This is a genomic window from Marinomonas flavescens, assembly GCF_004352835.1.
GTDB lineage: Bacteria > Pseudomonadota > Gammaproteobacteria > Pseudomonadales > Marinomonadaceae > Marinomonas > Marinomonas flavescens.
In genome coordinates, this window is record NZ_SJSB01000012.1 from 81,248 (window position 1) to 104,778 (window position 23,531).

Consider the following 23,531-nt stretch of genomic DNA (forward strand, 5'->3'; position numbering starts at 1 on the left):
AACCAATTAAGATGGTGAGTATCTCAGTCTAGAATAATGAATCTATAGAAGCCATATTATTGGCCAGTTTTTGCGAGTCAATTTTGTAGTTGCCTGATGCAATAGCTTGTTTAATTTGGTCAACTTTCTTCTGATCAATATCAGATAGACCATTGATTTTAGACTCGTGATTTTGCAATGTTTGGGCGGCTCCACTTAGCTTAACGGTATCTTCAGCCATAGTGCCACCGCTGTTAGACTGATTATTGCCTACAGCATCATTTGGTGTGTTGGTATCTTCTTTGAGAGCGCGGCTATTTTTAGCTACGTTGCTCTGATTTAAGATCCCTGTGAAGTTTATTGCCATTGGGTTATTCCGCCTCGAATGTTTTGCCTACTTTCATTAACGGCTTCTTCTACGAGAACTTTAGTAGAAAAATCGATATTTATATACTGCCACCTAGTATTATTCAGTAGTTTACAAGAACCTCACTGTCCGTTACAACTTTGGCGTAGATAATTCGACCAGAACTGGTATTTTTTACTCGTATTTGTTGTCCTTTGACGCCATCTTCTAATGCTTTGCCATTCATTTTTACAATGATGTTACCTGTTCTTGCTGTGATTAAGATTTGGTTTCCTTTTTTTACTAAAGTAGGTTGCTTGGTGAGGTTATCAGTGAGGAATGTATTGATGCGTAGATTGCGTGAGGCAACGAGTCCATATGGCGGATTTTTTTTTGTGAATACCTGGCCTCTCAAGCTTGTGATATCAACTTGACCAATTCCAGTGTTATTTTGGTTGATAGTCTGTCCTCTATTTATAGGAGAAACTACTTTTATCGCAGAAATTAGTATGGACTGCGTAACAGGGACAAAAGATTTCCACTCAGGTGATGTGCAGCTTATTGCGTAGGTTGTACGTTTAGTTGCATTAGGTCTTTGGTTTTCAATGCTGATTGCTGGGTTTTGGCAGGTTGGTAAATAGCTTAAAGCTGCTTGGTTATTTAGTGAGATTTCAATGTCTGCTGCGGGATAAATGTCGGAGAGTCTCGGAATTTCAACACGGTCAATGTAGTTATGAATTTGCTCCGTAATTGAAGAGGCGTAGCTATAACAAGCTTGAAGGCAAGCAAAGGCTATTAGTAGCCTTATTAAGGTCATGGTTTACACTCTCTCTAATGGTTAAGTTATTAGTAAAATAGCAAAAATCACTTTATCATGAGCTTTATATTTTAATATTACTGAGTCTGACTTAATACTCAATTTACATATACCTCTTTAGGAGATATTTATGGCTAGTGTTCTCGATAGCGTTAATCAGCGTACCCAGTTAGTTGGGGAGAACCGCCTGGAGTTACTGCTTTTTCGCTTAAATGGTAAGCAGATATATGGGATCAACGTTTTTAAAGTAAAGGAAGTGTTGCAGTGCCCTAAACTGACAACAATACCGCGAAGTAGTCCGGTTGTGCGTGGAGTTGCTCATATTCGTGGCGGTACCATCCCCATTTTAGATCTTGGCTTGGCGACGGGGGCAACGCCAATGGAAAATATCTCTCAGTGTTTTGTGATTATCACAGAATACAATCGCCGAGTGCAGGGCTTTTTGGTGCGCGGTGTTGAGCGAATTGTCAATATGAATTGGAGTGATATTCAGCCACCGCCAAGAGGGCTTTTAAATGACAATTATTTAACCGCTGTTTGTCAGGTTGATAAAGAGATGGTTGAAATTATTGATGTAGAGCAAATTCTTTCTGAAGTTGCTCCGATGCGTCAGGATATTTCAGATGGTATTGTCAGTGAAGGTGTACATCATAATGCTAAGAAGCATCACATTCTTATTGTGGATGATTCATCGGTTGCGCGTAAGCAAATTAAACGTTGCATGGAGCAAGTGGGGTTTGCTACCACGGTGCTGAATGATGGGCGTGAAGCATTAGAGTACCTTCAGGGTATGGTGGCTGATGGTGCCGATGTAACCAAAGAGTTTGCTATGGTGATTTCTGATATCGAAATGCCAGAAATGGATGGTTATACGCTAACAACAGCCATTCGTAATGACAGTCGTTTACAAGATTTGTTTATTTTACTTCATACTTCATTAAGTGGCGTTTTTAATGAGGCCATGGTGAAGAAAGTTGGCGCGGATGGTTTTTTGGCTAAGTTTCAACCTGACGAATTGGCTCGGTTGGCCATTGAAACGGTTCAGGTACAGGAGGATTAATACGATATTATCGGATTACTCCCAAATAATGCTTCGAACCTGCTTTTTTAGGAGTTTTAATGCTCAGTAGTGCAAATGGAATTACACCTAATGGTTATCTTAGGTTTAGAAATTTTCTACAGAAGGCTTGTGGTATATCACTTAGTGATAATAAACAATATCTTGTTGCCAGCCGCTTAGGTAAAACCCTGGAGAGAGAGGGTTTTACTCAAATTGAGCAGCTGGTTGATGCTTTGGAAAGTGCCAGGAGTGCTAAGTTAAAAGAAGAAGTAATTAATGCGATGACAACGAATGAAACGTTATGGTTTCGTGACTCTCATCCATTTACGATATTAAAAACTAAAATATTACCAGAAATGGTCAATACACCATTAAAAATATGGTCGTCAGCGTCTTCTACAGGTCAAGAAGCTTATTCAATTAGTATGGTTATTGATGAGTTTAAAGCGCTTAGGCCGGGTGTGCTTAAAGCAGGTGAAAGAATTATTGCAACGGACATTTGCACTAATATTCTTCAACATGCAAAGCAGGGTGAATATGATAGTTTAGCGATTGCCCGCGGGTTAGGCGCTGATATGCAGCGCAAGTATTTCGATAAAGTTGATGACTCTACGTGGAAGGTGAAGTCGCATATAAGCGCTCGAGTGGATTTTAGATATTTGAATTTGATTGACTCATTTTCTTCATTGGGGAAGTTTGACATTATATTTTGTCGTAATGTTCTTATTTATTTTAACGCTGAGCTTAAGTTGGATATTTTACGGCGCATGCATGATTCGCTTAATCCTGGTGGATATTTATTTTTGGGAGGATCTGAAGCATTGAGTGGTTTGTCTTCTTTGTTTGAGATCGTTCAGTGTCATCCTGGTATTGTTTATAAAGCCAAGCCGCAGTAGGAAAAAATTTTTATCGAAGGCCCGCATATTGCTTGTTCAATATGCGGGCTTTTTTGTTGGTATTTATAGGGCGGTAAGTTGCTTGTTGCCGACTTTTGCCGATTTGAAATGTGATTTATCTATGTTGTTGAAATAAAAGGCTTTTTTATTTGGCATTGATATTGCTTAAATAAAACTAAGTTTAAAGTATTTGTCGTTAGGAGATAGCGTGGCCATATCATTTAATCAAGCGTTTGCAGGACATGACAAAATGCTGGAATTCAGAAGTGCTCGCGCTTCTGTGCTGGCTAACAATATTGCTAATGCAGATACGCCAAATTATAAGGCTAGAGATATCACGTTTGGCTCAATGTTTAATGAGGCAAAAAGCAAGTTGCGTTTGGCAAGTGATAATGATCGTCATATCCAAGGTGGCAGTGCTGCTGATGACGACAGTGGGTTGTTATTCCGTAATCCAAGCCAACCGTCATTGGACGGCAATACAGTGGATATGCAGCGAGAGCAGGCAGAATATGCTCAGAACTCAATGCAATTCGATACAAGTTTTATGTTTTTAGACAGAAAAATTAGTGGCTTGAAAAAAGCGCTGACAGGGAATTAACCGTTATGTCTTTAAGTAATATTTTTACAATTTCCGGTTCTGCAATGAGTGCTCAAACCATTCGTTTAAATACTATTGCAAGTAACATGGCAAACGTGGACAGCGTTGCAAGTTCTGCTGATCAGACTTACCGAGCTCGTAAGCCGGTTTTTTCTCAAATGATGAATAGTGAGATGCAAAAAAACGGCTGGAATGGATCGGGTGTCGATGAGACGGGGGCAGGAATCGGTGTGAAAGTAGATGGCATTGTTGAGTCTGATGCGCCGTTAAAACCGCGGTATGAGCCTGGCAATCCGATGGCGAATGAAGATGGTTATGTTTATTACCCTAATGTAAATCCAATCGAAGAAATGGCCGATATGATGTCAGCTTCTCGATCATTTCAAACAAACGTAGAGATTATGAATTCTGCGAAAAGCATGATGCAAAAGATGCTTACGCTAGGTCAGTCGTAGAGGTGAGATATGGCAAATATATCTGATAATAATGGCTTAAAAAGCTTGATATCTCAGTATGGTACCGATGGTGCCAAAGCAGGTTTGAAAAAGTCTGCTGAGAAAGATGGAGCGGTTTCTCCGGCGGCTGTTGGTGCGAACGGTGTGCCTGATCCTAAAAAAGATCCGTCAAAAGGTTTAGCTGATAAAAATGTATTTCTAAAGTTGTACATTCAGCAGCTTAAAAACCAAGATCCAACCGCGCCTCAAGATACGAATGACATGGTTGCTCAAATGTCTCAATTTAGCTCCCTTGAGAAGCTATCGGGTATTTCTGATGAGCTGAAAAATATGACGACGTCTTTGACTTCGAATCAAGCGGTGAGTGCTTCTAGCTTGGTTGGCAAGTCTTTAATGATGAAAGCTGATAAGACAATGGTAACGGCTTCTCAAGAAGATGTTGCATTGAAAACAGTGATTCCTAAAGACTCTCATTCAGCTACGTTGAAAATCTATGATGCTAATAATCAATTGGTGCGTACGGCTAAGCTTGAAGATGGTAGCTATGATTGGGATAAGAAAGATGAAGCAGGAAAGGTTTTGCCGCCTGGTGAATATCACTTTGCCGCTACTACGGTAAATGACAAGGGCGAAGTGTCTGCATTACCAACGCAGCTGCCTAGTCGTATTCAGGGTGTCACAATTAACGGTGCAGACGGTACGGTTTTGAACGTGGAAAATCACGGCAAGGTCAAGCTAACGAATGAATTAGAAATATTAGGGTAACTGGAGCGAAATATGGGATTCAATACAGCATTATCAGGTATTAAAGCGTCTGCGGATTATTTAAGTGTGACAGGTAATAACATTGCTAACGCGGACACCACTGGCTTTAAAAAGTCTCGGATTGAGTTTAACGATCTCTACAATAGTAATGTGCTAGGTGCAGGAAGCAGTAACGTCATCGGTTCTGGTGTTAGTGTGGCGAATGTGGCACAAGAGTTTTCATCTGGCAACTTGGCTTATACCGATAATAATTTAGATTTGGCTGTTAATGGTTCTGGTTTCTTTGTTCTTGATGCGGGTGCGGGTACCCAAGCATTTACTCGTGCGGGTGAATTTAAGCTGGATGCATCGGGGAATCTAGTTACTAATTCAGGATCTAAGGTCCAAGGCTATAATGCCGTGGATGGTATTATTGGCGGGAATTTGGAAGATATGGTGGTGCCTACTGCTCGTATACCTCCTAAAGCAACTTCCAGTGTTGATTTGAAGGTGAACCTCAATTCTGAGGGTGAAGATGTACCTCCTTATATCCGCGCCGACTTTGATCCAGCAAACCCTGATACCTATGACTATACCCAAACTCAAACGGTAGCGGATGGCAACGGTAACAATCATCTTATTAGTTATTATTATGCTAAAAGTAAGATGCCAAACACCTATGAAGTTTATGCAACAGTTGATGGTAAATCTACTGATGATACTGGTGCCGCTTTTATGCAGCCGACTTACGCGACTTTTAACGGCCCTGAAGCAAAAGACTATAATGCGGATGGTACTGATGAGCCGCCATTTGCGCTTTTATATTCGGGAGCGACTGAGCCAACGGTTACGGACATCGCTAACTTAACAAAAGCGCCTATTGCGGCGGGTGGTACGTTAGGTGGTGTCGCGATTGCGGGCACTCTAGATCCGGCTAATGTCCGTACACCTGATAATATTGCGCGCCCAGCATTTGATCCTAAAGATCCTACTTCTTATAGTTACGGCAACACTAAGAATGTTTATGATGCGTTGGGTGAAACACATACGTTAGGTTATTACTTTATTCAGCAAGGCGAAGATAATACTTATGAGCTACGTGCGACTGTTGATGGGAAGGAATCTTATATTGATCCCACAACAGGGGAAGATAAGCGTTATTTAGATAAAGGAACTGTGGTAACTTTTGATCCAGCAGGTAATTTATCTGGTACCTATAAAGGGATTCCACCATTTGAGTCGTCTCAGCCTATTCAATTGCAAATTCAAGGTTTTGATCCAACCAACCGAAACGCTATTATTCCAGTAGATTTGACTGGTTCAACTCAGTTTGCTTTGAGTAGTACGGATGAGCTAAAACAAGATGGTTTTGCGGCCGGCGAACTTCAAGGTGTGTCTTTTGATGAAGATGGTAATCTAATTGCCACTTATACCAACCAACAAACGGCAACACTTGGCCAGTTGGCGTTGGCCACTTTCGATAATACCGACGGTTTAGTTCCTGATGGTGATACGGCTTGGGTTGCAGGTAAAGATTCTGGCGCTGCGAATGTGGGTCGACCAAATAGTGGTACATTAGGCAGTATTCAGGGCGGGGCGTTGGAAGAGTCTAATGTTGACCTGACATCAGAGCTAGTCGCATTAATCGAGGCACAACGTAACTATCAAGCAAACAGTAAAACATTAGAAACAGAGAATACCGTTACGCAGACAATCATTAATTTGCGTTAATTTCGTTTCTTTTCTGTAAAAAAGGCTGGGACACTCAATGTGTTTCAGCTTTTTTTTGCCTTAAATTCTTTGCTAGAGTGATTTTTTCTTAGTTGGTACGGTTCTTGATAGAGGAATATATAGTTAGCTATTTTTGAAGGAAACGGTAATGGATAGAGCTTTATATCTTGCAATGAGTGGGGGTGTTCAAACAATGAATGCTCAGACGATACATGCCAATAATTTAGCGAACGTTAATACAACTGGCTTTAGAGCAGATTTTGAGCAAGCTCGTTCCATGCAGGTGAACGGTGATTACTACCCTAGCCGTGTCTATGCCATGACGGAGAATCCAGCAACGCGATACTCTCAGGGAGATATGATCCAAACCGGTAGAAATTTAGATGTTGCGGTAAAAGGAAAAGGTTTTATTGCCGTTTATGATAGCGAAGGTCAGGAAGCTTATACCCGTGCAGGAGATCTCCAGATCAACGCAGCAGGTCAACTAGTGACAGGCAGAGGGTTACCGGTAGCCGGAAATAACGGTCCGATTTTTTTACCTCCTTTACAAAGTATTACCATTACTTCTGATGGCTCTATTTCTATTGTTCCTCAAGGTGGTGCGGCTAATGAAGTGGCGGTTATTGATCAAATTAAGTTGGTTGATCCAGATACTGATTCAATTCGCAAAGGAGAAGACGGTTTAATTCATTCTAAGACGGCAGGGCAAGTGCTTGGAGCAAATCAAAACGTTCAACTAGCATCAGGTTATATTGAAGGCAGTAATGTTAACGCAGTAGAGGAAATGACCCACATTATGGACCTTTCTAGACGCTTTGAAATGAACATTAAAATGATGGACACAATACGCGAAGACAGCGCCGCATCGGCTAGAATTTTACAGCGTAATGGTTAATAGCCATTTGTAAGTGGCATGATTTTTTAAACATTAATTTTTTTAGTATTTATTACGATAGAGGCTTTTATGAATTCAGCGCTTTGGGTAAGTAAAACTGGTTTAAGCGCCATGGATAAACAGCTTAACGTTGTAGCCAATAACTTGGCAAACGTATCAACAACGGCCTTCAAAAAAGATCGAGCAGTGTTTGAAGATCTTATGTATAAGACCGTTCGCGCGCCAGGTGCTCTTAGTGCCCAAAATGCCGAATTACCTTCAGGTTTACAGTTGGGTACAGGTGTTAAGGTCGGAGCAACGCAGAAAGATTTTTCTGACGGTGATTTTAATGTAACAGACCGAAAATTAGATGTCGCTATTCAAGGTAAGGGCTTTCTGCAAGTTATTCAGCCGGACGGTACTATGGCTTACACTCGAAATGGCAGCTTGCAGCTAAACAGTGACGGTAATCTTGTTACTTCGAATGGCTTATTGATTAACCCAGCGATTCAAATTGACCCGGATGTAACATCGATCGATATTGCGCAAGATGGCGTGGTTTCTGTTAAGAAGGCAGGGCAAACAGATATGCAGCAAGTGGGGGCTATCAGTCTTGCAGGATTTGTTAACCCAACAGGCCTTGACTCTATCGGTGCAAATTTATACACAGAGACAAATGCCAGTGGGCCACCAATAGTTGGCGCGCCAGGAACAGATTCTCTCGGTACACTTGGTCAAGGCATGCTAGAGGCTTCGAATGTTAATTCCATTGAAGAATTAGTGAACATGATCACGACTCAACGGGCTTATGAAATGAACTCTAAAGTGATTGCTTCCGCTGATGGTATGATGAGTTTTGCGATACAGCAGCTCTAGGATTGGTAAATAGGTATGAATATTAAGTTAGCGCTTTTGGTGTTATTAACAACCTGTTTAAGCGGCTGTTTGTCTTGGGATATCGATAAACAGGCTGTCGCTAATGCGGCGGCGGCTGGCGCGGGCGCCGCAGCTGGCGCAGCGGCGGTAAATGCTGTTGCAGATGCGGTGACAGATGATGGTAAAGCTGCCGATAAGCCTGCCGATGATGCTCCGAAGAAGGAGGCGCCTCGTAAAGGCTATGTACCTGATCCTGATAACCCAATGTCTGGGCCAAGAGTGTCTGAGCATATTCAATCTGATGATCCTGCTTACGCACCTGTTTATCCTGATGGCATTAAGCCTTCCCAAGCGCCAACAGGTGGTATTTATAAGACCAGTATGGGGGATGTGTTTTTTGGAGATCAAACCGCGAGTAAAGTGGGTGATGTATTAACGATTAATCTTAATGAAAATACCACATCAACGAAGGCAAATACCGCCGCCATATCAAAAACTTCTTCGGCATCTATCCCTAATCCAAAAGTGCTAGGACAGACGTTGAATATGGATACGGATGTGCCAGCACAAACAACAAACTTCACAGGCAATGCCTCAGCAAATCAGAACAACAGTTTGGCAGGCACAATCACAGTAACCGTATATAAAGTATATCCAAATGGTCTACTTGCTGTACGTGGTGAGAAGTGGCTTAAATTAAATCAAGGGAACGAATATTTACGTTTCTCTGGTGTGGTTAGAAAGCGTGACATTTCGCCGGATAATACGGTTGAGTCTGCACGTATTGCTGATGCCCGTATTACTTACTCTGGAACAGGAGAAGTGGCTTCTGGAAGTGAGCAAGGTTGGGTTAGTCGACTATTAAACTCTAGAGAAATGCCAAATTAATTAGGCAGATAACGATTGGAACTCTTTGTTTCAATATGGATGGTAAGCATGAAGTATGTAGCATTAATCTTGATGTTTTGTGTCTCGTTTGGGGTGCAAGCTGATCGTTTGAAAGACATTTCCAGCGTTCAAGGTGTGCGAGATAACCAATTATTTGGTTATGGTTTGATCATTGGATTAAATGGCACAGGAGATAGCACCCCTTTTACCAACCAAAGTTTTGCCAGTATGTTGTCACGTTTTGGCGTTACCTTGCCGGCAGGGGTGACCGCGACATCTAAAAATGTTGCCGCAGTTTCGTTAACAGCGACTTTGCCTCCGTTCTCAAAGCCTGGCCAAAAAATTGACATTACGGCCTCTTCTATTGGCAATGCTGCTTCCTTGCGAGGCGGTACATTACTGCTCTCCACACTCAAAGGTGCTGATGGTCAGGTGTATGCGGTTGCCCAAGGTAATCTTATTGTCGGTGGATTAGGGACCGGTGGCGTTGATGGTTCCCGTAATTCATTGAGTATACCAACAGTAGGGCTTATTCCTAATGGTGCCAGTGTTGAGCGCTCGGTACCTAATAGCTTTGATAATGGTGACACACTCACTTTTAATTTAAATCGCCCTGACTTTACAACGGCAAGACAGGTAACGGATAAGATTAATGGCTTGCTCGGTCCAGGTGTTGCAAAAACATTAGATGCTACGTCAATTCGTGTTACTGCGCCGCGAGACTCAAGTCAGCGAGTCACCTTTTTGTCTATTCTAGAGAATCTTGACGTTAAAGTAGGCGAAGAAAGGGCTCGTGTAGTGATTAATTCTCGAACTGGTACGATAGTTATTGGTCAGCATGTAAAAGTCTCGCCTGCTGCCATTACTCATGGCAGCCTTACGGTCACTATAACAGCAGCCCCTCCTATCGCTGGGCAAGATGGCACTTTAACCGGCGGTAAGACAATTCTGTCACCAAGAAATAACGGTGTTCAGGTGGATAAAAATAGCGGACATATGTTTGTTTTTGATCCAGGTACTTCGCTCAATGATATTGTTCGAGCTGTAAATCAAGTAGGCGCGGCGCCTGGTGATGTTATGGCTATTTTAGAAGGGCTTAAAGAAGCCGGCGCGATCAATGCTGATTTTGTCGTGATATAGGTGACTTTATGAACACTGTTTCTTCTCAAGATTTTTTTGGTAACTTTTCTGCGCTTTCGGCTTTGAAAACAAAAGCACAGAAAGATCCTGATGCTGCGTTAAAAGAAGTGGCTCAAAAATTTGAAGCCATTTTTATCAATATGTTGCTTAAAAACATGAGAACAAGCAGTGAGTCTATTGGTGGTGGGCTTTTCTCCAGTTCTCAGACTAAGCAATATCAAGGCATGATGGATACTCAGATGTCTCAGTCTCTCTCGAAATCGGGGAGTTTTGGGATTGCTAATGCGCTGATGAGAGAATATCAGGGAAAAGGAAGTCACTCTTCGAAAGAGTCTAGTGATGCTGATTTACTGCAGAAAGTTTCTCATCAAGATTTGGTCAGAGTTCAGGCATTAGCGCATAAAGCGTCTACTGAGTTTGTGCAAGCGGTACAAAAAGAAGTGGCTGAAAAAGCGGCGGTTAATTCTGCTAAAAATAATTTAGCAGGTGATATGTCTGCATCTGAGAGTGTGGCTAAACCATCCGCTCTTTCTGTGGCTTTTGACTCGCCAGCATCTTTTGTAAAAGCATTATGGCCGCACGCAAAAGAGGCCGCTGAGAAATTAGGCGTTAATCCTAAAGCTATTTTGGCTCAAGCGGCATTAGAGACGGGGTGGGGAAAATATCCCATTGCTAAAGAAGATGGTTCGGCGAGCTTTAATTTATTTGGTATTAAAGCGGATAGTCGCTGGCAAGGTGATCGTGCTGTTGTTAATACATTAGAGTATCGAGGTGGGATTGCTAAGCGTGAAAAAGCGGCTTTTCGTGCCTATGATTCATTTTCACAAAGTTTTAACGATTATGCTGACTTTCTACATTCTAGTGAACGCTACAAGGATGCCTTGAATTCAGGAGATGACCCATCAATGTTTGCTTCTTTGCTGCAAAAGGGAGGCTATGCGACGGATCCAGACTATTCGGATAAAATTAATCATATTCTTTCTAGCAAATGGTTTAAGTCTTTATAGTTCTTGTCTGCTTTGGTTCTTCGGCTTGGTAAAGTATTTGCATTAATTGCCGATAGTCTTCTAAGTAAAATGCTTTTTCATGATTTAGAGGTGTGAGCAATGGGCTCAGGTTTATATTCAATTGGTTTGTCAGGGTTGCAAAGCAGTAATGCTCGTATCAACACGACTGGTCAAAACACAGCCAATGTGGATACTGAAGGTTATAGTCGTCAAAGAACTACGACGGTTAGCTCTCCAACTGGCGCTGTTCGCGTTAAAGACACATCACGTATCGTAGACAAATTTGTTAACGATCAAGTGAGAACGGACACTTCAGATCACTCTTATTACGATACTTATCATTCAATGATGTCTGTTTCTGATGGCTTGTTAGGTGAGAGTAGTGTCTCTCTAAATAGCTATCTAAATAAAACCTTTAAAGCATTGCAAGATGTCAACAATGACCCTACATCCTCATCATTGAGAGAGCTGGCTCACTCAAGCCTAAAAAGCCTTACTAGTCATTATCATACGTTGGCAAAATTAGTGGGTGATCAAAAAACCATTGCAGATAAGAAGATGGAAACGTCGCTTGGTGAGTTGAATAATTTGACTTCTCAAGTTGCTAGTATGAATGATGACATCCTTCAGGAAGAAGCCGGCTCAAACTCACCAGCGAGTGAGTTACGAGATCAGCAAGAAGTCTTAGCAAAGAAAATTTCAAGTTATGTGAATGTTAAAGTTCAGTATGCAGATAACGGTGTCATGACGGTTCATTTAGCGAATGGTCAGCCGCTTGTTATGGACAAAACATCGACTGTGCTAAAAACAATTCCAGATCCGAATGACCCAAATCAGAAAAAACTTTTTATTGATTTTGGAAAGTACACTGTCGGCGTTAAAACCGAACATTTAGGTGGATCTATTGGTGGCTTGGTTGATTATCAGTCAGAGTTTGCGAAAAAAAGTGATCGGACTTTAGGGCAGAGCGCTATTTCGATTGCTGATGCAATGAATAAACAAAATTCATTGGGTTTGGATGCTAATGGCAGTTTTGGTAAAGATTTATTTCAGCTTGGTGAAATTAAGGTTCATGCAGGTTCTGAAAATGTCGGTAAGGCCAGTAGCATTGCTGTCCGCGTCACAAGCGGTGAGTCTGCAGATCTCTCTTTAGGGGATTATGAGTTATCTAAAACGGATGATAACCATTTTATGGTAAAGGTATTTGACTTGAACGGAAAGCTGACTAGTAAGTCTGCTATTTTAGATACCAGTACTGCTCAACCAGATAAAAATGGTTATTTTCAGCTCGACGGCCTTGGCATGAGTGTTCGGTTGGGGGATTTAAGCGATTATAAGTTACAGGATGTTTATCGCTTCTCACCAACGGATGGCGCTGCTGGCAGTTTAAAACTTGCAGCTAAAAATGGTGATGGTATTGCGTTGAGTGCTCCGGTGGGCGTTAAAACGAACCCAAGTAATTTATCGAATGCCACATTGAGTGTTACATCGGTTACAAATACGGACCCAAATAGCTCTGCTTTTTCAGGAAACGGTGAACTCTATCCGATTGCTCCTCATAGTATTTATTTTACATCCGATGATGCTTACGAAGTGCGTGATGGTCAAGGTAACGTGCTTTCTTCGGTTAATGGTGCGCAAGATTTCAAAGATCTGTTAGGGAAGGCTGGCCTAGCAAAAGAAGCAGGTTTTGATGTCTCTATTGCATCTGCTCCTAAAGCAGGTGATGAATTTAGTATGAGTATGGGAGATCTTGGGTCTGCTGACAACTTTAATGGTTTGCAGTTGGCTGATTTGCAAAATCGCTCTTTAGTGGGTGGTAAATCTACTCTAGCGGAGTCTTTTTCTGACCTAGTTACCTCTGTTGGTAGTAAGACAGCGACTCTGGACACGAATAAAAAATCTAGCGAAGTTGTCATGAATCAGAGTGTTGCAAGACGTGATGAAATATCGGGTGTGAGTTTAGATGAGGAAGCGGTGAACTTATTGAAATACCAGCAATCTTATTCTGCAGCAGCACAAGTTATTACAGCAGCAAGAACAACCTTCGATACATTGTTAGGGGCTGTGAGGTAGGTTTATGAGAGTCACAAATAACTTAATTTATGGACAGTCTAGTAGAGCGATTTCAAAAGCGAATGATCGTTATCTTGATATTCAGAACAAAATTTCTGAGCAGACAAGTATTGTAAAGCCTAGCGATAATCCAGTAGGTACTGGGCAGGTTTTACAGTATGAGAATAGCAATAGTCAGCTTAAGCAATACGATGGCAATATGAAAATGGCCAAAAGTCATCTTGAGTATGAGGAAGTCGCCTTAGACAGCTTAAATGGATTGTTGGATGACACTAGAACGTTGTTTATCCAGGCAGAAAATACGGCCAATACGCAAGAAGATTTGAATGCCATCACCGAACAGGTGTCAAAAATGGTGGATTCAATGGCTGATTTGATGAATTCAAAAAGTGCTGATGGTAGTTATATTTTTGCGGGAACAGATATTAAAAATCCTGCGTTTACGTTAAAGCCTGATGGACATTACGATTGGACGGGGAATGAAGGGCAGAAATTTTCTCAAATTTCAGAGAATAGAAAAATCCCAATAAACGATACCGGCAAACATCTTTTTCAAGATGTTTGGGCTCGTAATAATTTTAAAGCGACCTTGTTGACTGGGAATGTTTCTTTAAGTGCAAAAGTGCATGACGAGGGAGATTTTACTGATTTTCTGAGTAAAAATTACAGCGCGACAAACGGTGTTGCTAATAATTTCGTCCTAACTACCACGCCTTTAACGGGGACAACGGATCCGCAAGCAACGATAGAAAAGAATTTAGAAGGTGATTCTAAAATACCATTTTATTCTGGTCCTCCAGGAAAGTATTCGTTAATCGACACGTCAGGTAAGGTGATTGCTTCAGGTTCTTATGATCCAGGGCAGCCGTTGATCGTCGATGGCATGTCATTTGTTATTAAGGGTGCGCCAGGCGCTACAATAGGTGTGTCTTTAAACCCACCTAAAAGAGACAACGTATTAAACCAACTTAAAGATGCTATTTCTGTGTTGCGTGACAAATCGACGACAGCAGATGAAAAAGAAGCGGCCTTTCATAATGCTCAAGTGAGTATTGTTAATACTCAAACATCTATCGGTGAAGGGCGTTCTGAGGTTGGGTCGCGATTAAATACCTTGTCTGAACGAGGCGAATTTAGTTCTGCAAATCAATTATCTAATGTAATGGCCCAGGATAGAGTGGCTGGATTGGATATGGGGTCAGCGGCCACTAAGCTTTCAATGGCAGAAACGGCGTTAACTTCTTCGCAAAAACTTTTTACTCGGGTTAGTAATTTATCTTTGTTTAATAAAATCTAATGCTGAACTCTCAAGGTGATCAGAAATGTCATCATTTCAAATAGAATCATGTTTTGGCGTTAATATTAGCTCAGGGTATTTTGATATAGATGAAATACTCGAAAGCTTCAAGATAAAAGACGTCGTTATTGATCACCCACGTGCTAAAAAACTTATTCGTAATTACGGTAGAAAAGAACGTATTGTTGGTATCGCCTTACGTCAGCTAGCGCTTGATGAAGTGCGTACCGTCCTTGAAAGTGAAATGCTTCCATTCGATCCTTATTTCAATGATGATCAACTATTAAATACTCGGCATGAACGTTTGTACGATGCTCAAGAGCGTTTTCTTTTGTTGTGTTTTTCTATTGCCGCTGGCAAGCCTGTTCGCAGCTTAAAGGCATTGCACAAAGGGCTTACTTCCAAGGAGTGGCGAGAAAAGTCGATTAGTGGGCAAAATTTATTTCAATATTTTAGACAAGAGTTAAACGACAATACTCGAGACTATATTTTGTCTTATAAAGCGAAGATGGAACAATTTGAGCTTGGAAATATAGAAAAAGCACCCGCTAATTCGTCATCTGAAAATGTAGAGAGGCAATCTATTGCGCACTCTATTTCTGCCAAAGGAGCGGCTAAGAATAAGCCTATATTAGATATAAATAAGGAGCCGGTCTCATTTAATGATGAAGTATTAACCGCTCTTAGATTATTTGAAGAAGGGCATTTGTTACTGCTTGAGCAAGTTGTGCGTTTTAAGCAAGGAGATGCGCTTGATATCGTAGGATTAACAAGATTCTGTACTCTCCTTGTTGAATCCTATACAAGAAATCCTCACGCCTTGATGGCTATTCGGCATATTAAGGACGCTTCTTCTTATTTAGAGCAGCATTCGATGGGAATGGCTGTGCTTGGTTTGCATTTTGCCAAAGCTATGAAATTATCTGATTCTTATATAGCAGTGATTGCACTAGGTGCTTTGATATTTGATTTAGGTCGCTTTCGTCTGCCTACCCCCCTTATTAATAAAACATCAAAAATGACATCCGGCGAATTTGATTTATTTCGTAAGCATATCCAATTGGGTGAGCAAATAATTAGGCGTTCGAATGATATTCCTAAAGTTATTTATCATATGTTGTTAGATCACCATGAACGAGTGGATGGCGCTGGTTATCCTAAAGGTAAACAGGGTGATGAAATTTCGACCTATGGTAAGGTTGCAGCTATTATAGATGCTTATGATGCAATGACCTCTGAACAGGTGCATAAAGGATCCATGGGCCCTATTAAAGCGAGGCGTCAGCTCATAAAGGAGGCAGGTTTGGCGTTTGATAAAAATTTACTGGCCGTTTTTTTGAAAAGTCTTGGCAAGATTCCTGTTGGTTCCTGCGTCGCTTTATCTAATGGGCGGGTTGGTTTCGTTTTGACGCTTAATGGCGACTTTCAGCCTGCATTAATACGTCAAGTATACAGTCTAAATAACAAAGCTTTTATTGCATCTACAGATATTGATGTTTCTAAAGCGAGTGTGAGTGTTGTTGTTGAAAAAGAGGTCGATGCCCAAGCGTTTGGGTTACAGTTTATCAATCACCTTGTTTAATAAAGAATTTTTCTTTATCGTTTTTTCATTCTTCTTCTATTTTTCTTTGCTGCCTTTCTTGTTGTTGTAAAAAATCAAAATAATTTCAAAAAAAATTAAAGCTGTCAGAGGCTGTGCCGATAAATTAATCATAGAGGCAAAGCAACCAAATAACTAATTAAATCAAATGGTTGTTTTCCAAATTTTTATTGTTTAGGAGAGAAAAAATGGCTTTATACGTAAACACAAATGTATCTTCTTTGAATGCTCAACGTCAGTTGATGCAATCTGGTAAAACATTAGACACAGCTTATCAGCGTTTATCATCTGGTCACCGTATCAATAGTGCGGCGGATGACGCAGCAGGTTTACAAATCAGTGATCGTTTGACATCACAAGTTAATGGCTTAAACCAGTCTGTACGAAATGCAAACGATGGTATTTCTCTCGCGCAAACAGCAGAAGGTGCGTTGGACGAAACAACCAACATGTTACAGCGTATGCGTACTTTATCTATTCAATCTGCAAACGGATCTAACTCAGATAAAGATCGTTCAGCGCTTCAACAAGAGATGTCTCAGTTATCTAAAGAGATAAACCGTGTCGCGGATACTACTACGTTTGGTGGCCGTAATTTACTGGATGGTACTTATCAAGGTGTCTTCCAAGTGGGTGCCGATGCCAATCAAACAATTAGCTTTACTATGGAGTCTGGTGGTAAGGCCAACTCTATCGATTTCTCGACAAATAACGGTTTTACTATGTCGGGTTTGTCTGCAAATGCATCAACAGCTCAAGTGTCTGTTTCAACCGCATCTGTCTCAAGTGTAAACAATGCTCAGAGTATGATCTCAGTGTTGGATACTATGATTGCAGCGGTAGATTCTAAGCGTGCTGAGTTAGGTGCGGTGCAGAACCGTTTTAGCTCTACAATTAATAACTTGAGTAATATAACAGAAAACGTGTCAGCGGCTCGTTCTCGAGTCAAAGATACAGACTTTGCAAAAGAAACAGCATCACTAACCAGTGCCCAAATTCTTCAGCAAGCAAGCAGTAGTATTCTTGCTCAAGCGAATAAACGTCCTCAAGCGGCTTTATCACTGTTGGGTAACTAATTAAATTTAACTAGAGCGGCATGCTTTGTGTTGCTCTATTTGCTTGTTTCGAATGTTATTTTGAGACTTAGCTACTTCTCTCTCCTAGAGGTAGCCTTAAACCAGATGAGGTATTTATCGTCTGGTTTTTTTATACCTAAAATTCATGAGATTACACAATAATAAAACATTAAAAAATAAAATAAAGTTCATGCTTTTCAATGTTTTAGGTGATTTTCATCCCTTTTTCTGGCAGTTTATTGCCAGCTTAAGGTAAATATTTGCCATAAAATGCTAAAGACTTTCAGATGTTCGTCGATATGAAGGACGAGTACTGCTTTTTTGCAGGAATTGCTGAAACCTTTGGAGGCTATATATGGCTCTTTACGTAAATACGAATACCTCATCACTTAACGCTCAGCGTCAATTGATGAACTCAGGAAAAACGTTAGACACGGCTTACCAGCGTTTGTCTTCTGGTCAGCGCATTAACAGTGCTGCCGATGATGCTGCAGGTTTGCAAATCTCGGATCGTTTGACTTCTCAGGTTAATGGCTTGAATCAATCTGTTCGTAACGCGAACGATGGTATTTCTTTGTCACAAACTGCGGAAGGTGCATTGGACGAAACAACGAATATGCTACAGCGTATGCGTACTTTGTCTTTGCAATCTGCTAACGGTTCTAACTCAGATAAAGACCGTACAGCAATGCAGCAAGAGATAGGTCAGCTGTCTAAAGAGATTAACCGTGTAGCGTCAGACACTACTTTCGGTGGTCGTAACTTGTTGGATGGTACTTACGATGGTGTATTCCAAGTAGGAGCGGATGCGAACCAAACAATCAGCTTCAACATGAAAACAGCCGGCGCAACAGGTTCTATTGATTTCGCTGGTAACAGTGGTTTTACAATGTCTGGTTTGTCTAGCCAAGCAACCTCTCAGGTAAGCGTATCTACTGCATCTGTTACCTCAATGGCGAATGCTCAAAGCATGATCGGCGTTCTGGATAGCATGATTTCAGCAGTTGATAGTAAGCGTGCTGAATTGGGTGCGATCCAAAACCGTTTTGGCTCAACAATCAATAACTTGAGCAACATTACGGAAAATGTATCAGCCGCTCGTTCACGAGTAAAAGATGCAGATTTCGCTAAAGAAACGGCTTCATTAACAAGTGCACAGATCTTGCAACAAGCTAGTTCGTCTATTTTGTCGCAAGCGAATCAGCGCCCTCAAACAGCGTTGTCTTTACTGAAATAGTTTTGGCATAGATACGAAGCTGAGGTGATGCCTCAGCTTTGTATGTTTATAGGAGACTTGAAGTATGTCAATTAGTTCTAGTGATATTTCTAAACAAGCTTTTAATAATGTGCCTATTAGGCAAGAACAACGAACATCAGATAACTTCCGTACTCGTCAGCAAACCGAATCTAAAGTTATCCAAACTTTATCCGATACCAATAAGATGGATAGTAATACTTCTCAAGGTCAAAAAGAGTCTGTCAAAATTGAACCTAGCCATGTTGAAGAAATGAATAAAAAAATGGCTCAACTAAATGTTCATTTGTCGTTTGAAACAACGGAAGATGGCAAGAAAAATATTGTTAAGGTTGTCGATCAATCAACCGGAGATGTTGTCCGCCAAATCCCGACAGAAGATTTTTTAAAAATGTCTGACCGAATCGATGATATTATGAATCAGTTAAGTGATTTTAAGGGTACCTTGGTAAACAGTAAGGTTTGATTTGTCGGTTTAAGTAATGATTTGAAATATCAGGAGAGTAGTTATGCCGGTTGGCTCATTGGGTGTTGGATCTGGGATTGATTTAGATTCACTCGTAAAAAAAATGGTGAGCGCTCAGCGAGATAGCAAAGTTAAGCTGTATCAAGATAAAATTCATGGTTATGATTCTAAGCTATCTGCTTTAGGATCTGTTGGATCAGCAATCGACACTTTTAAATCTTCTGTGGAAAAACTTAACGACAGCAAGCTCTTTTCTGGACGCAATGCTTTGATCGATCAACCTGATGATAAAAAATCTCTTGATGTCACTGCGGATCGTAACTCTTCAAATGGCTCCTATGAAATTGCAGTGAATCAAACCGCAAAAGGTAGTCGTATTTTATCCGCACCAGGATTATTTAGCTCAAGCGACGAGGTAATAACTGCGCGCGGTGGAAAGCTAAAATTGAGTGCAGGAGATGACTCTTTTACGATTAATGTGTCTCCTGGTACAACGTTATCTCAACTAAGAAAACAAATTAACAGTTCCGAAAATAATTTTGGAGTGTCAGCAAACTTGGTTGATAATGGCAAAGGAAGTTTGTTTTTTACCATTACTTCAACGAAAGAAGGGGATGGAAACTCTTTAAAAATCTCGAATACTCCAGACCCTCTCGCTAAATTACCAATCTCAGATACGTTAACCGCAGATGAAAAAGATGCCGTGGAAAAAGCACCACTAAATAGCAGTGGTTTATCCTTAGATAGCGTATCTACTGAAGGTTTGTCAGCGGGTATGGTGATGGCGCCTAATGATAATGCGCGAGATGCAATTATTACTGTCGATGGTATCCAAATCAGTAATAACAGTAATACGTTTGATAAAGCTGTATCAGGTTTGTCTATTGATGCGTTAGCGCTTACCACTAAGCCAACTAAGGTGGAAGTTAGCTATGACGAGAAAACGGTCAAAGAGACGATTAAAAGTTTTGTCTCTTCTTATAACGATCTCGTTGGCGTTTTAGGAAAGAGTGCCGCTAAAGGTTCTGTTCTTAATGGCAATAGCATGGTTCGTAATTTGCAATCATCTATGTCGAGTAGCTTTATGTTGAGCCATTCTGATACGGGAAAACTGAGTACTGTCTTTGATCTAGGCCTGAAAATGGGCCGTGATGGAACGTTAAGCTTGAATGAAGCGAAACTCGATAAAGCAGTTAGTACTAATTATGATGAGTTGCCTAAATTATTTACTGGATCTGGTGGCCTAGCCTCTTCTTTGGAAAGATTACTGAATAGCTATACCGGCAGAGAGGGAATGAGCCGTGCGCTCAAAGATTCCATTCAGAAGTCAAAAGATAATACGGAAGAAACATTACAAGCCTATGAAGGGCGTATGAAAAAATATGAAGACTCTTTACGTGATAAATTTTCTCATCTAGATTCTCAACTTTCTAATATGAAAGCCCAAGGAAACTATTTGAATACTATGTTAGGTCAAATGAAATAAGCGTTTAAGCCGTAAAAATGAGGTTTGTGTATGTACGAGAAAAAAGGGATTCATGCTTATAAAAAGGACTCTTTAAAGTCTGATTTGGCGTCGGCAGATCCTCATCGAGTCATTCAGCTATTAATGCAAGGTGCATTAGAGCGATTAGCGCTTGGAAAAGGTTGCATCGAACGGTCTGATTGGGAAGGAAAAGCGGCAGCATTAACCAATGCCGTTGAAATTATTAATAGCTTACGAGATTCTTTAGATCGCTCGGTAAACCCAGAACTTGTTGATAATTTAGAATCTCTCTATGACTATATGACTGTTCAAATCAATGAAGCGAGCGTGACTAAAAATGTCTCTCTTCTTGATGAAGTAATTGGTCTTATTTTACAAATTAAAGGGGCCTGGGATCAGATTTCTGATGCGGATAAACAGCGAGCTTATGAAGAAAAAAACCAAGTTCGGATGGGTACTGTTTAATGCTAGATATAGCTTGCCTACATGCATTGGCAGATAAGCTAGAGAGAAGTGTTACTGACAAAGAGATAGAAGAAGTGCTGCGCTTTTGTGAGGAAAATGATGCATTAATTCGTACTATTGAGCTATCAGGTGATGAGAAAAACGATTTATACATCAAACGTTTTATTACCCTTCATCAACAAGCCATTGATCTCGTTCAAGCTGTGCATGCAACCATGCAAGAGCAACTTTTCCAGTCAACAAAAACACGTAAAGGTGTTAGCCAGTATGAAGGCGTAAAGCATGCTAAATGAGGATACACCGGTTTCAATTGAACAAACTGAAGAGTTCATTGCGCTTTTTTCACAAGGTTTAGAGCGTATTAAAAAGCATGATCAGGTTCTCACTGAGCGCTATCTAAAGAACATGACGTTGTTTGCTAATGTCATGCCTCATATTTACGAAGAATTCATAAACTATCGACCGAAAAAAAAGCATATCTACATGGAAGCGTGTGGTGATTTAAATTTGTTTCGAGAAGATGTGTCTTCCCCGCTTTTTTCTCAAGAGCCAAGAGCGCAATCTGAGCGTAAAATACTATCTTCACTTCAATCGCCTAATAAAACATTTCTGACCCTTGATAAAACCGATAGTCATCCAAGCCGTCATGTATTTTATAGCAACAAAATGATGGATGTTATCGAACAGCAAAAACAAGGTTTAGAGAAGCAAAAGGGATTATCTTCGTTTGTTGGTTCTGCTATTTTTTTCGGTATAGAACTGGGCTATCAACTTGAAGCCTTTTTGGCGAAACGAGAAATAAAGCACCTATACTTGTATGAGTGTGATTTAGACTATTTTTACTATTCTTTATTTGCCATTGATTGGCAGCCAATATTAGAAAACTTCAATGGCGATGGCCGTACAATTCACTTTTTTCTTGGTGTAGAGCCGGAAGAGTTTACTGAAAAATACATTCTTCAGTTGGCTGAAAATGGTTATTTTATGGCCCCTGAAACGTTTTTGCATGTGGCTTACAGTAGCCCAGAAAATGATCAAGCTATTTCCTACTTTCAAAAACATTATGCTCGCCAAGTGATGGGATGGGGTTTTTTTGATGATGCTCTAATTGGTATTGCTCAAGGGCTACGTTCCTTGCCGAATACACGATTAGCTGAATTTAAAGGTCGTGATGCTTTGCCTAAATGGGTAGCTGATATCCCGGTTTTTATTTTAGGGAACGGACCCTCATTGGACCAAGGTATAGAGCTAGTTAAAGAGGTTCGAGATCAAGTTTTACTGATTAGCTGTGGCTCAACGATTAATACGTTAAGTAAATTAGGTATTACGCCAGATATTCATGTGGATATTGAGCGTATGAAGCAAACCGTTGATAAGTTCTTATTTTTAGATCAAGAATACCTTGATCAAATTTGGGGATTGTCTGTTGATGTGATGCATCCTGAGTACTTTCAGTACTTTAAGCGTTCAGGCATGGGGATGAAGCCAGGCGAGGCCATTACCTCACTTATTCTGAATCAAGCTCGCGCTCAAGGTGATACTAAAGAGTATGTACAGCTTAATTTTTGTAACCCAGTCGTTGCAAATTTAGCCTTGTCTTACACTCAATTATTTGGTTTTAACCATGTCTATTATCTGGGGGTGGATAATGGTTTTAAGGATAAAGGCAGCCATCACTCTATCCACAGTGGTTATTATAAAGATGGGAAAGAGTCTGGTTTTCAAACCTTTAAAGACGCTACGTTAATTGAGCGAGAGGGGAATTTCGGGGGTGTTATTTATGCCACGAATATAATGGAAACCTCACGAGTTCAATTAGAATCGTTAACTCGACAGCTTAATAAACGTCGTGGCTTTACTAGCTATAATTTGTCTGATGGCGCTAAAATTGAAGGTGTTGAGCCGTTGAAAGCGGACGATGTGATGATTTGCGACCCTAAAATTGATCATAAGCATGTTATTGATTTATTGGATGAAGCTTTTTTTACAACACCGCCTGATAGCATTTTAAATCAATCCCCAGAAATGCTCCTTTCAGTGGATGATTTTCGTAAGGTCACTCAATTATTGCAACAAGGTTGGGATGAAAATGTCACGACACGAAAAGCGGTGTGTGATTTGCTGTGGTCTCATCATCGATCTATTTTGTTCTTAAAGGCTAGCGTACACCAACATTTACAAGACTTACTGATTGGTTCATTTACTTATTCCGCTTTTTTAATAATTAAATTTATTTTTGAGTATGACGATGAGGCAGAAGCGGTACGTCGAGCACAAAATATATTTTCTGTTTGGTGCGAGTTTCTAGAAGAAATGCCGAGTCTCGTGCAGCAAGCTTCTGATTTTGTTGATCAGGGAAACGATCATCTTATTACTTTTTACAATGGTTAACTCTA

General features: G+C 40.6%; 23 protein-coding genes. 21 read left to right on the top strand and 2 right to left on the bottom strand.

The genetic code is table 11. The annotated features are described in order from the left end of the window. Positions 1-28: 28 nt before the first annotated feature. Both flgM and flgA read right to left on the bottom strand, forming a co-directional pair. Complete coding sequence (gene flgM, locus E0D70_RS12825; RefSeq protein ID WP_133012685.1) at positions 29-346, bottom strand: flagellar biosynthesis anti-sigma factor FlgM; 318 nt, start codon at positions 344-346, stop codon at positions 29-31. Between the two features lie 103 nt (positions 347-449). Beyond that, positions 450-1,142, bottom strand: coding sequence for a flagellar basal body P-ring formation chaperone FlgA (gene flgA, locus E0D70_RS12830; RefSeq protein ID WP_133012686.1), 693 nt, complete (start codon positions 1,140-1,142; stop codon positions 450-452). Positions 1,143-1,272: 130 nt separating this feature from the next. Here flgA and E0D70_RS12835 point away from each other — a divergent pair, with 130 nt between their 5' ends. The 21 genes from E0D70_RS12835 to E0D70_RS12935 all read left to right on the top strand — a co-directional run bounded on the left by E0D70_RS12835 (position 1,273) and on the right by E0D70_RS12935 (position 23,526). Continuing rightward, complete coding sequence (locus E0D70_RS12835; protein ID WP_133012687.1) at positions 1,273-2,202, top strand: chemotaxis protein CheV; 930 nt, start codon at positions 1,273-1,275, stop codon at positions 2,200-2,202. A 59-nt stretch (positions 2,203-2,261) separates the two neighbouring features. Beyond that, positions 2,262-3,098 (top strand): CheR family methyltransferase, encoded by an 837-nt coding sequence (locus E0D70_RS12840; RefSeq protein WP_133012688.1) that lies wholly within the window; start codon positions 2,262-2,264, stop codon positions 3,096-3,098. 208 nt (positions 3,099-3,306) lie between these two features. Further along, entirely contained in the window at positions 3,307-3,699 is a 393-nt protein-coding gene (flgB, locus tag E0D70_RS12845) for a flagellar basal body rod protein FlgB (protein ID WP_133012689.1), read from the top strand. Between the two features lie 5 nt (positions 3,700-3,704). Further along, on the top strand, positions 3,705-4,154 hold the full coding sequence (gene flgC / locus E0D70_RS12850) for a flagellar basal body rod protein FlgC (protein WP_133012690.1): 450 nt from the start codon (positions 3,705-3,707) through the stop codon (positions 4,152-4,154). Positions 4,155-4,163: 9 nt separating this feature from the next. Next, complete coding sequence (locus E0D70_RS12855; protein WP_133012691.1) at positions 4,164-4,919, top strand: flagellar hook assembly protein FlgD; 756 nt, start codon at positions 4,164-4,166, stop codon at positions 4,917-4,919. A gap of 12 nt (positions 4,920-4,931) precedes the next feature. Then, positions 4,932-6,629 (top strand): flagellar hook-basal body complex protein, encoded by a 1,698-nt coding sequence (locus E0D70_RS12860; RefSeq protein WP_133012692.1) that lies wholly within the window; start codon positions 4,932-4,934, stop codon positions 6,627-6,629. A 148-nt stretch (positions 6,630-6,777) separates the two neighbouring features. Further along, positions 6,778-7,524 (top strand): flagellar basal-body rod protein FlgF, encoded by a 747-nt coding sequence (flgF, locus tag E0D70_RS12865; protein ID WP_133012693.1) that lies wholly within the window; start codon positions 6,778-6,780, stop codon positions 7,522-7,524. Between the two features lie 69 nt (positions 7,525-7,593). Next, positions 7,594-8,379, top strand: coding sequence for a flagellar basal-body rod protein FlgG (flgG, locus tag E0D70_RS12870; protein WP_133012694.1), 786 nt, complete (start codon positions 7,594-7,596; stop codon positions 8,377-8,379). Between the two features lie 15 nt (positions 8,380-8,394). After that, positions 8,395-9,267, top strand: a complete 873-nt coding sequence (locus E0D70_RS12875) for a flagellar basal body L-ring protein FlgH (RefSeq protein WP_133012695.1) — start codon at positions 8,395-8,397, stop codon at positions 9,265-9,267. Positions 9,268-9,315: 48 nt separating this feature from the next. Then, positions 9,316-10,407: a flagellar basal body P-ring protein FlgI gene (locus E0D70_RS12880; RefSeq protein ID WP_133012696.1), complete on the top strand. Its 1,092-nt coding sequence runs from the start codon at positions 9,316-9,318 to the stop codon at positions 10,405-10,407. Positions 10,408-10,415: 8 nt separating this feature from the next. Next, on the top strand, positions 10,416-11,414 hold the full coding sequence (flgJ, locus tag E0D70_RS12885) for a flagellar assembly peptidoglycan hydrolase FlgJ (RefSeq protein WP_133012697.1): 999 nt from the start codon (positions 10,416-10,418) through the stop codon (positions 11,412-11,414). A 99-nt stretch (positions 11,415-11,513) separates the two neighbouring features. Beyond that, positions 11,514-13,490, top strand: coding sequence for a flagellar hook-associated protein FlgK (gene flgK, locus E0D70_RS12890; RefSeq protein ID WP_133012698.1), 1,977 nt, complete (start codon positions 11,514-11,516; stop codon positions 13,488-13,490). A gap of 4 nt (positions 13,491-13,494) precedes the next feature. Beyond that, complete coding sequence (flgL, locus tag E0D70_RS12895) at positions 13,495-14,787, top strand: flagellar hook-associated protein FlgL (protein WP_133012699.1); 1,293 nt, start codon at positions 13,495-13,497, stop codon at positions 14,785-14,787. Between the two features lie 25 nt (positions 14,788-14,812). Beyond that, complete coding sequence (locus tag E0D70_RS12900) at positions 14,813-16,369, top strand: HD-GYP domain-containing protein (RefSeq protein WP_133012700.1); 1,557 nt, start codon at positions 14,813-14,815, stop codon at positions 16,367-16,369. Between the two features lie 206 nt (positions 16,370-16,575). Beyond that, positions 16,576-17,463 carry a flagellin N-terminal helical domain-containing protein gene (locus E0D70_RS12905; RefSeq protein ID WP_133012701.1) on the top strand — a complete coding sequence of 296 codons (888 nt, stop codon included), beginning with the start codon at positions 16,576-16,578 and terminating at the stop codon, positions 17,461-17,463. Between the two features lie 355 nt (positions 17,464-17,818). Next, on the top strand, positions 17,819-18,700 hold the full coding sequence (locus E0D70_RS12910) for a flagellin N-terminal helical domain-containing protein (protein WP_133012702.1): 882 nt from the start codon (positions 17,819-17,821) through the stop codon (positions 18,698-18,700). 64 nt (positions 18,701-18,764) lie between these two features. Continuing rightward, positions 18,765-19,184, top strand: coding sequence for a flagellar protein FlaG (locus E0D70_RS12915; RefSeq protein WP_133012703.1), 420 nt, complete (start codon positions 18,765-18,767; stop codon positions 19,182-19,184). Positions 19,185-19,227: 43 nt separating this feature from the next. Next, positions 19,228-20,670, top strand: a complete 1,443-nt coding sequence (fliD, locus tag E0D70_RS12920; RefSeq protein ID WP_133012704.1) for a flagellar filament capping protein FliD — start codon at positions 19,228-19,230, stop codon at positions 20,668-20,670. 30 nt (positions 20,671-20,700) lie between these two features. After that, on the top strand, positions 20,701-21,135 hold the full coding sequence (gene fliS / locus E0D70_RS12925; RefSeq protein ID WP_133012705.1) for a flagellar export chaperone FliS: 435 nt from the start codon (positions 20,701-20,703) through the stop codon (positions 21,133-21,135). After that, entirely contained in the window at positions 21,135-21,428 is a 294-nt protein-coding gene (locus tag E0D70_RS12930; protein WP_133012706.1) for a hypothetical protein, read from the top strand. The genes fliS and E0D70_RS12930 overlap by 1 nt, the downstream gene beginning before the upstream one ends. Continuing rightward, positions 21,418-23,526, top strand: a complete 2,109-nt coding sequence (locus E0D70_RS12935; protein ID WP_133012707.1) for a motility associated factor glycosyltransferase family protein — start codon at positions 21,418-21,420, stop codon at positions 23,524-23,526. The genes E0D70_RS12930 and E0D70_RS12935 overlap by 11 nt, the downstream gene beginning before the upstream one ends. The last annotated feature ends 5 nt before the right edge of the window (positions 23,527-23,531 follow it).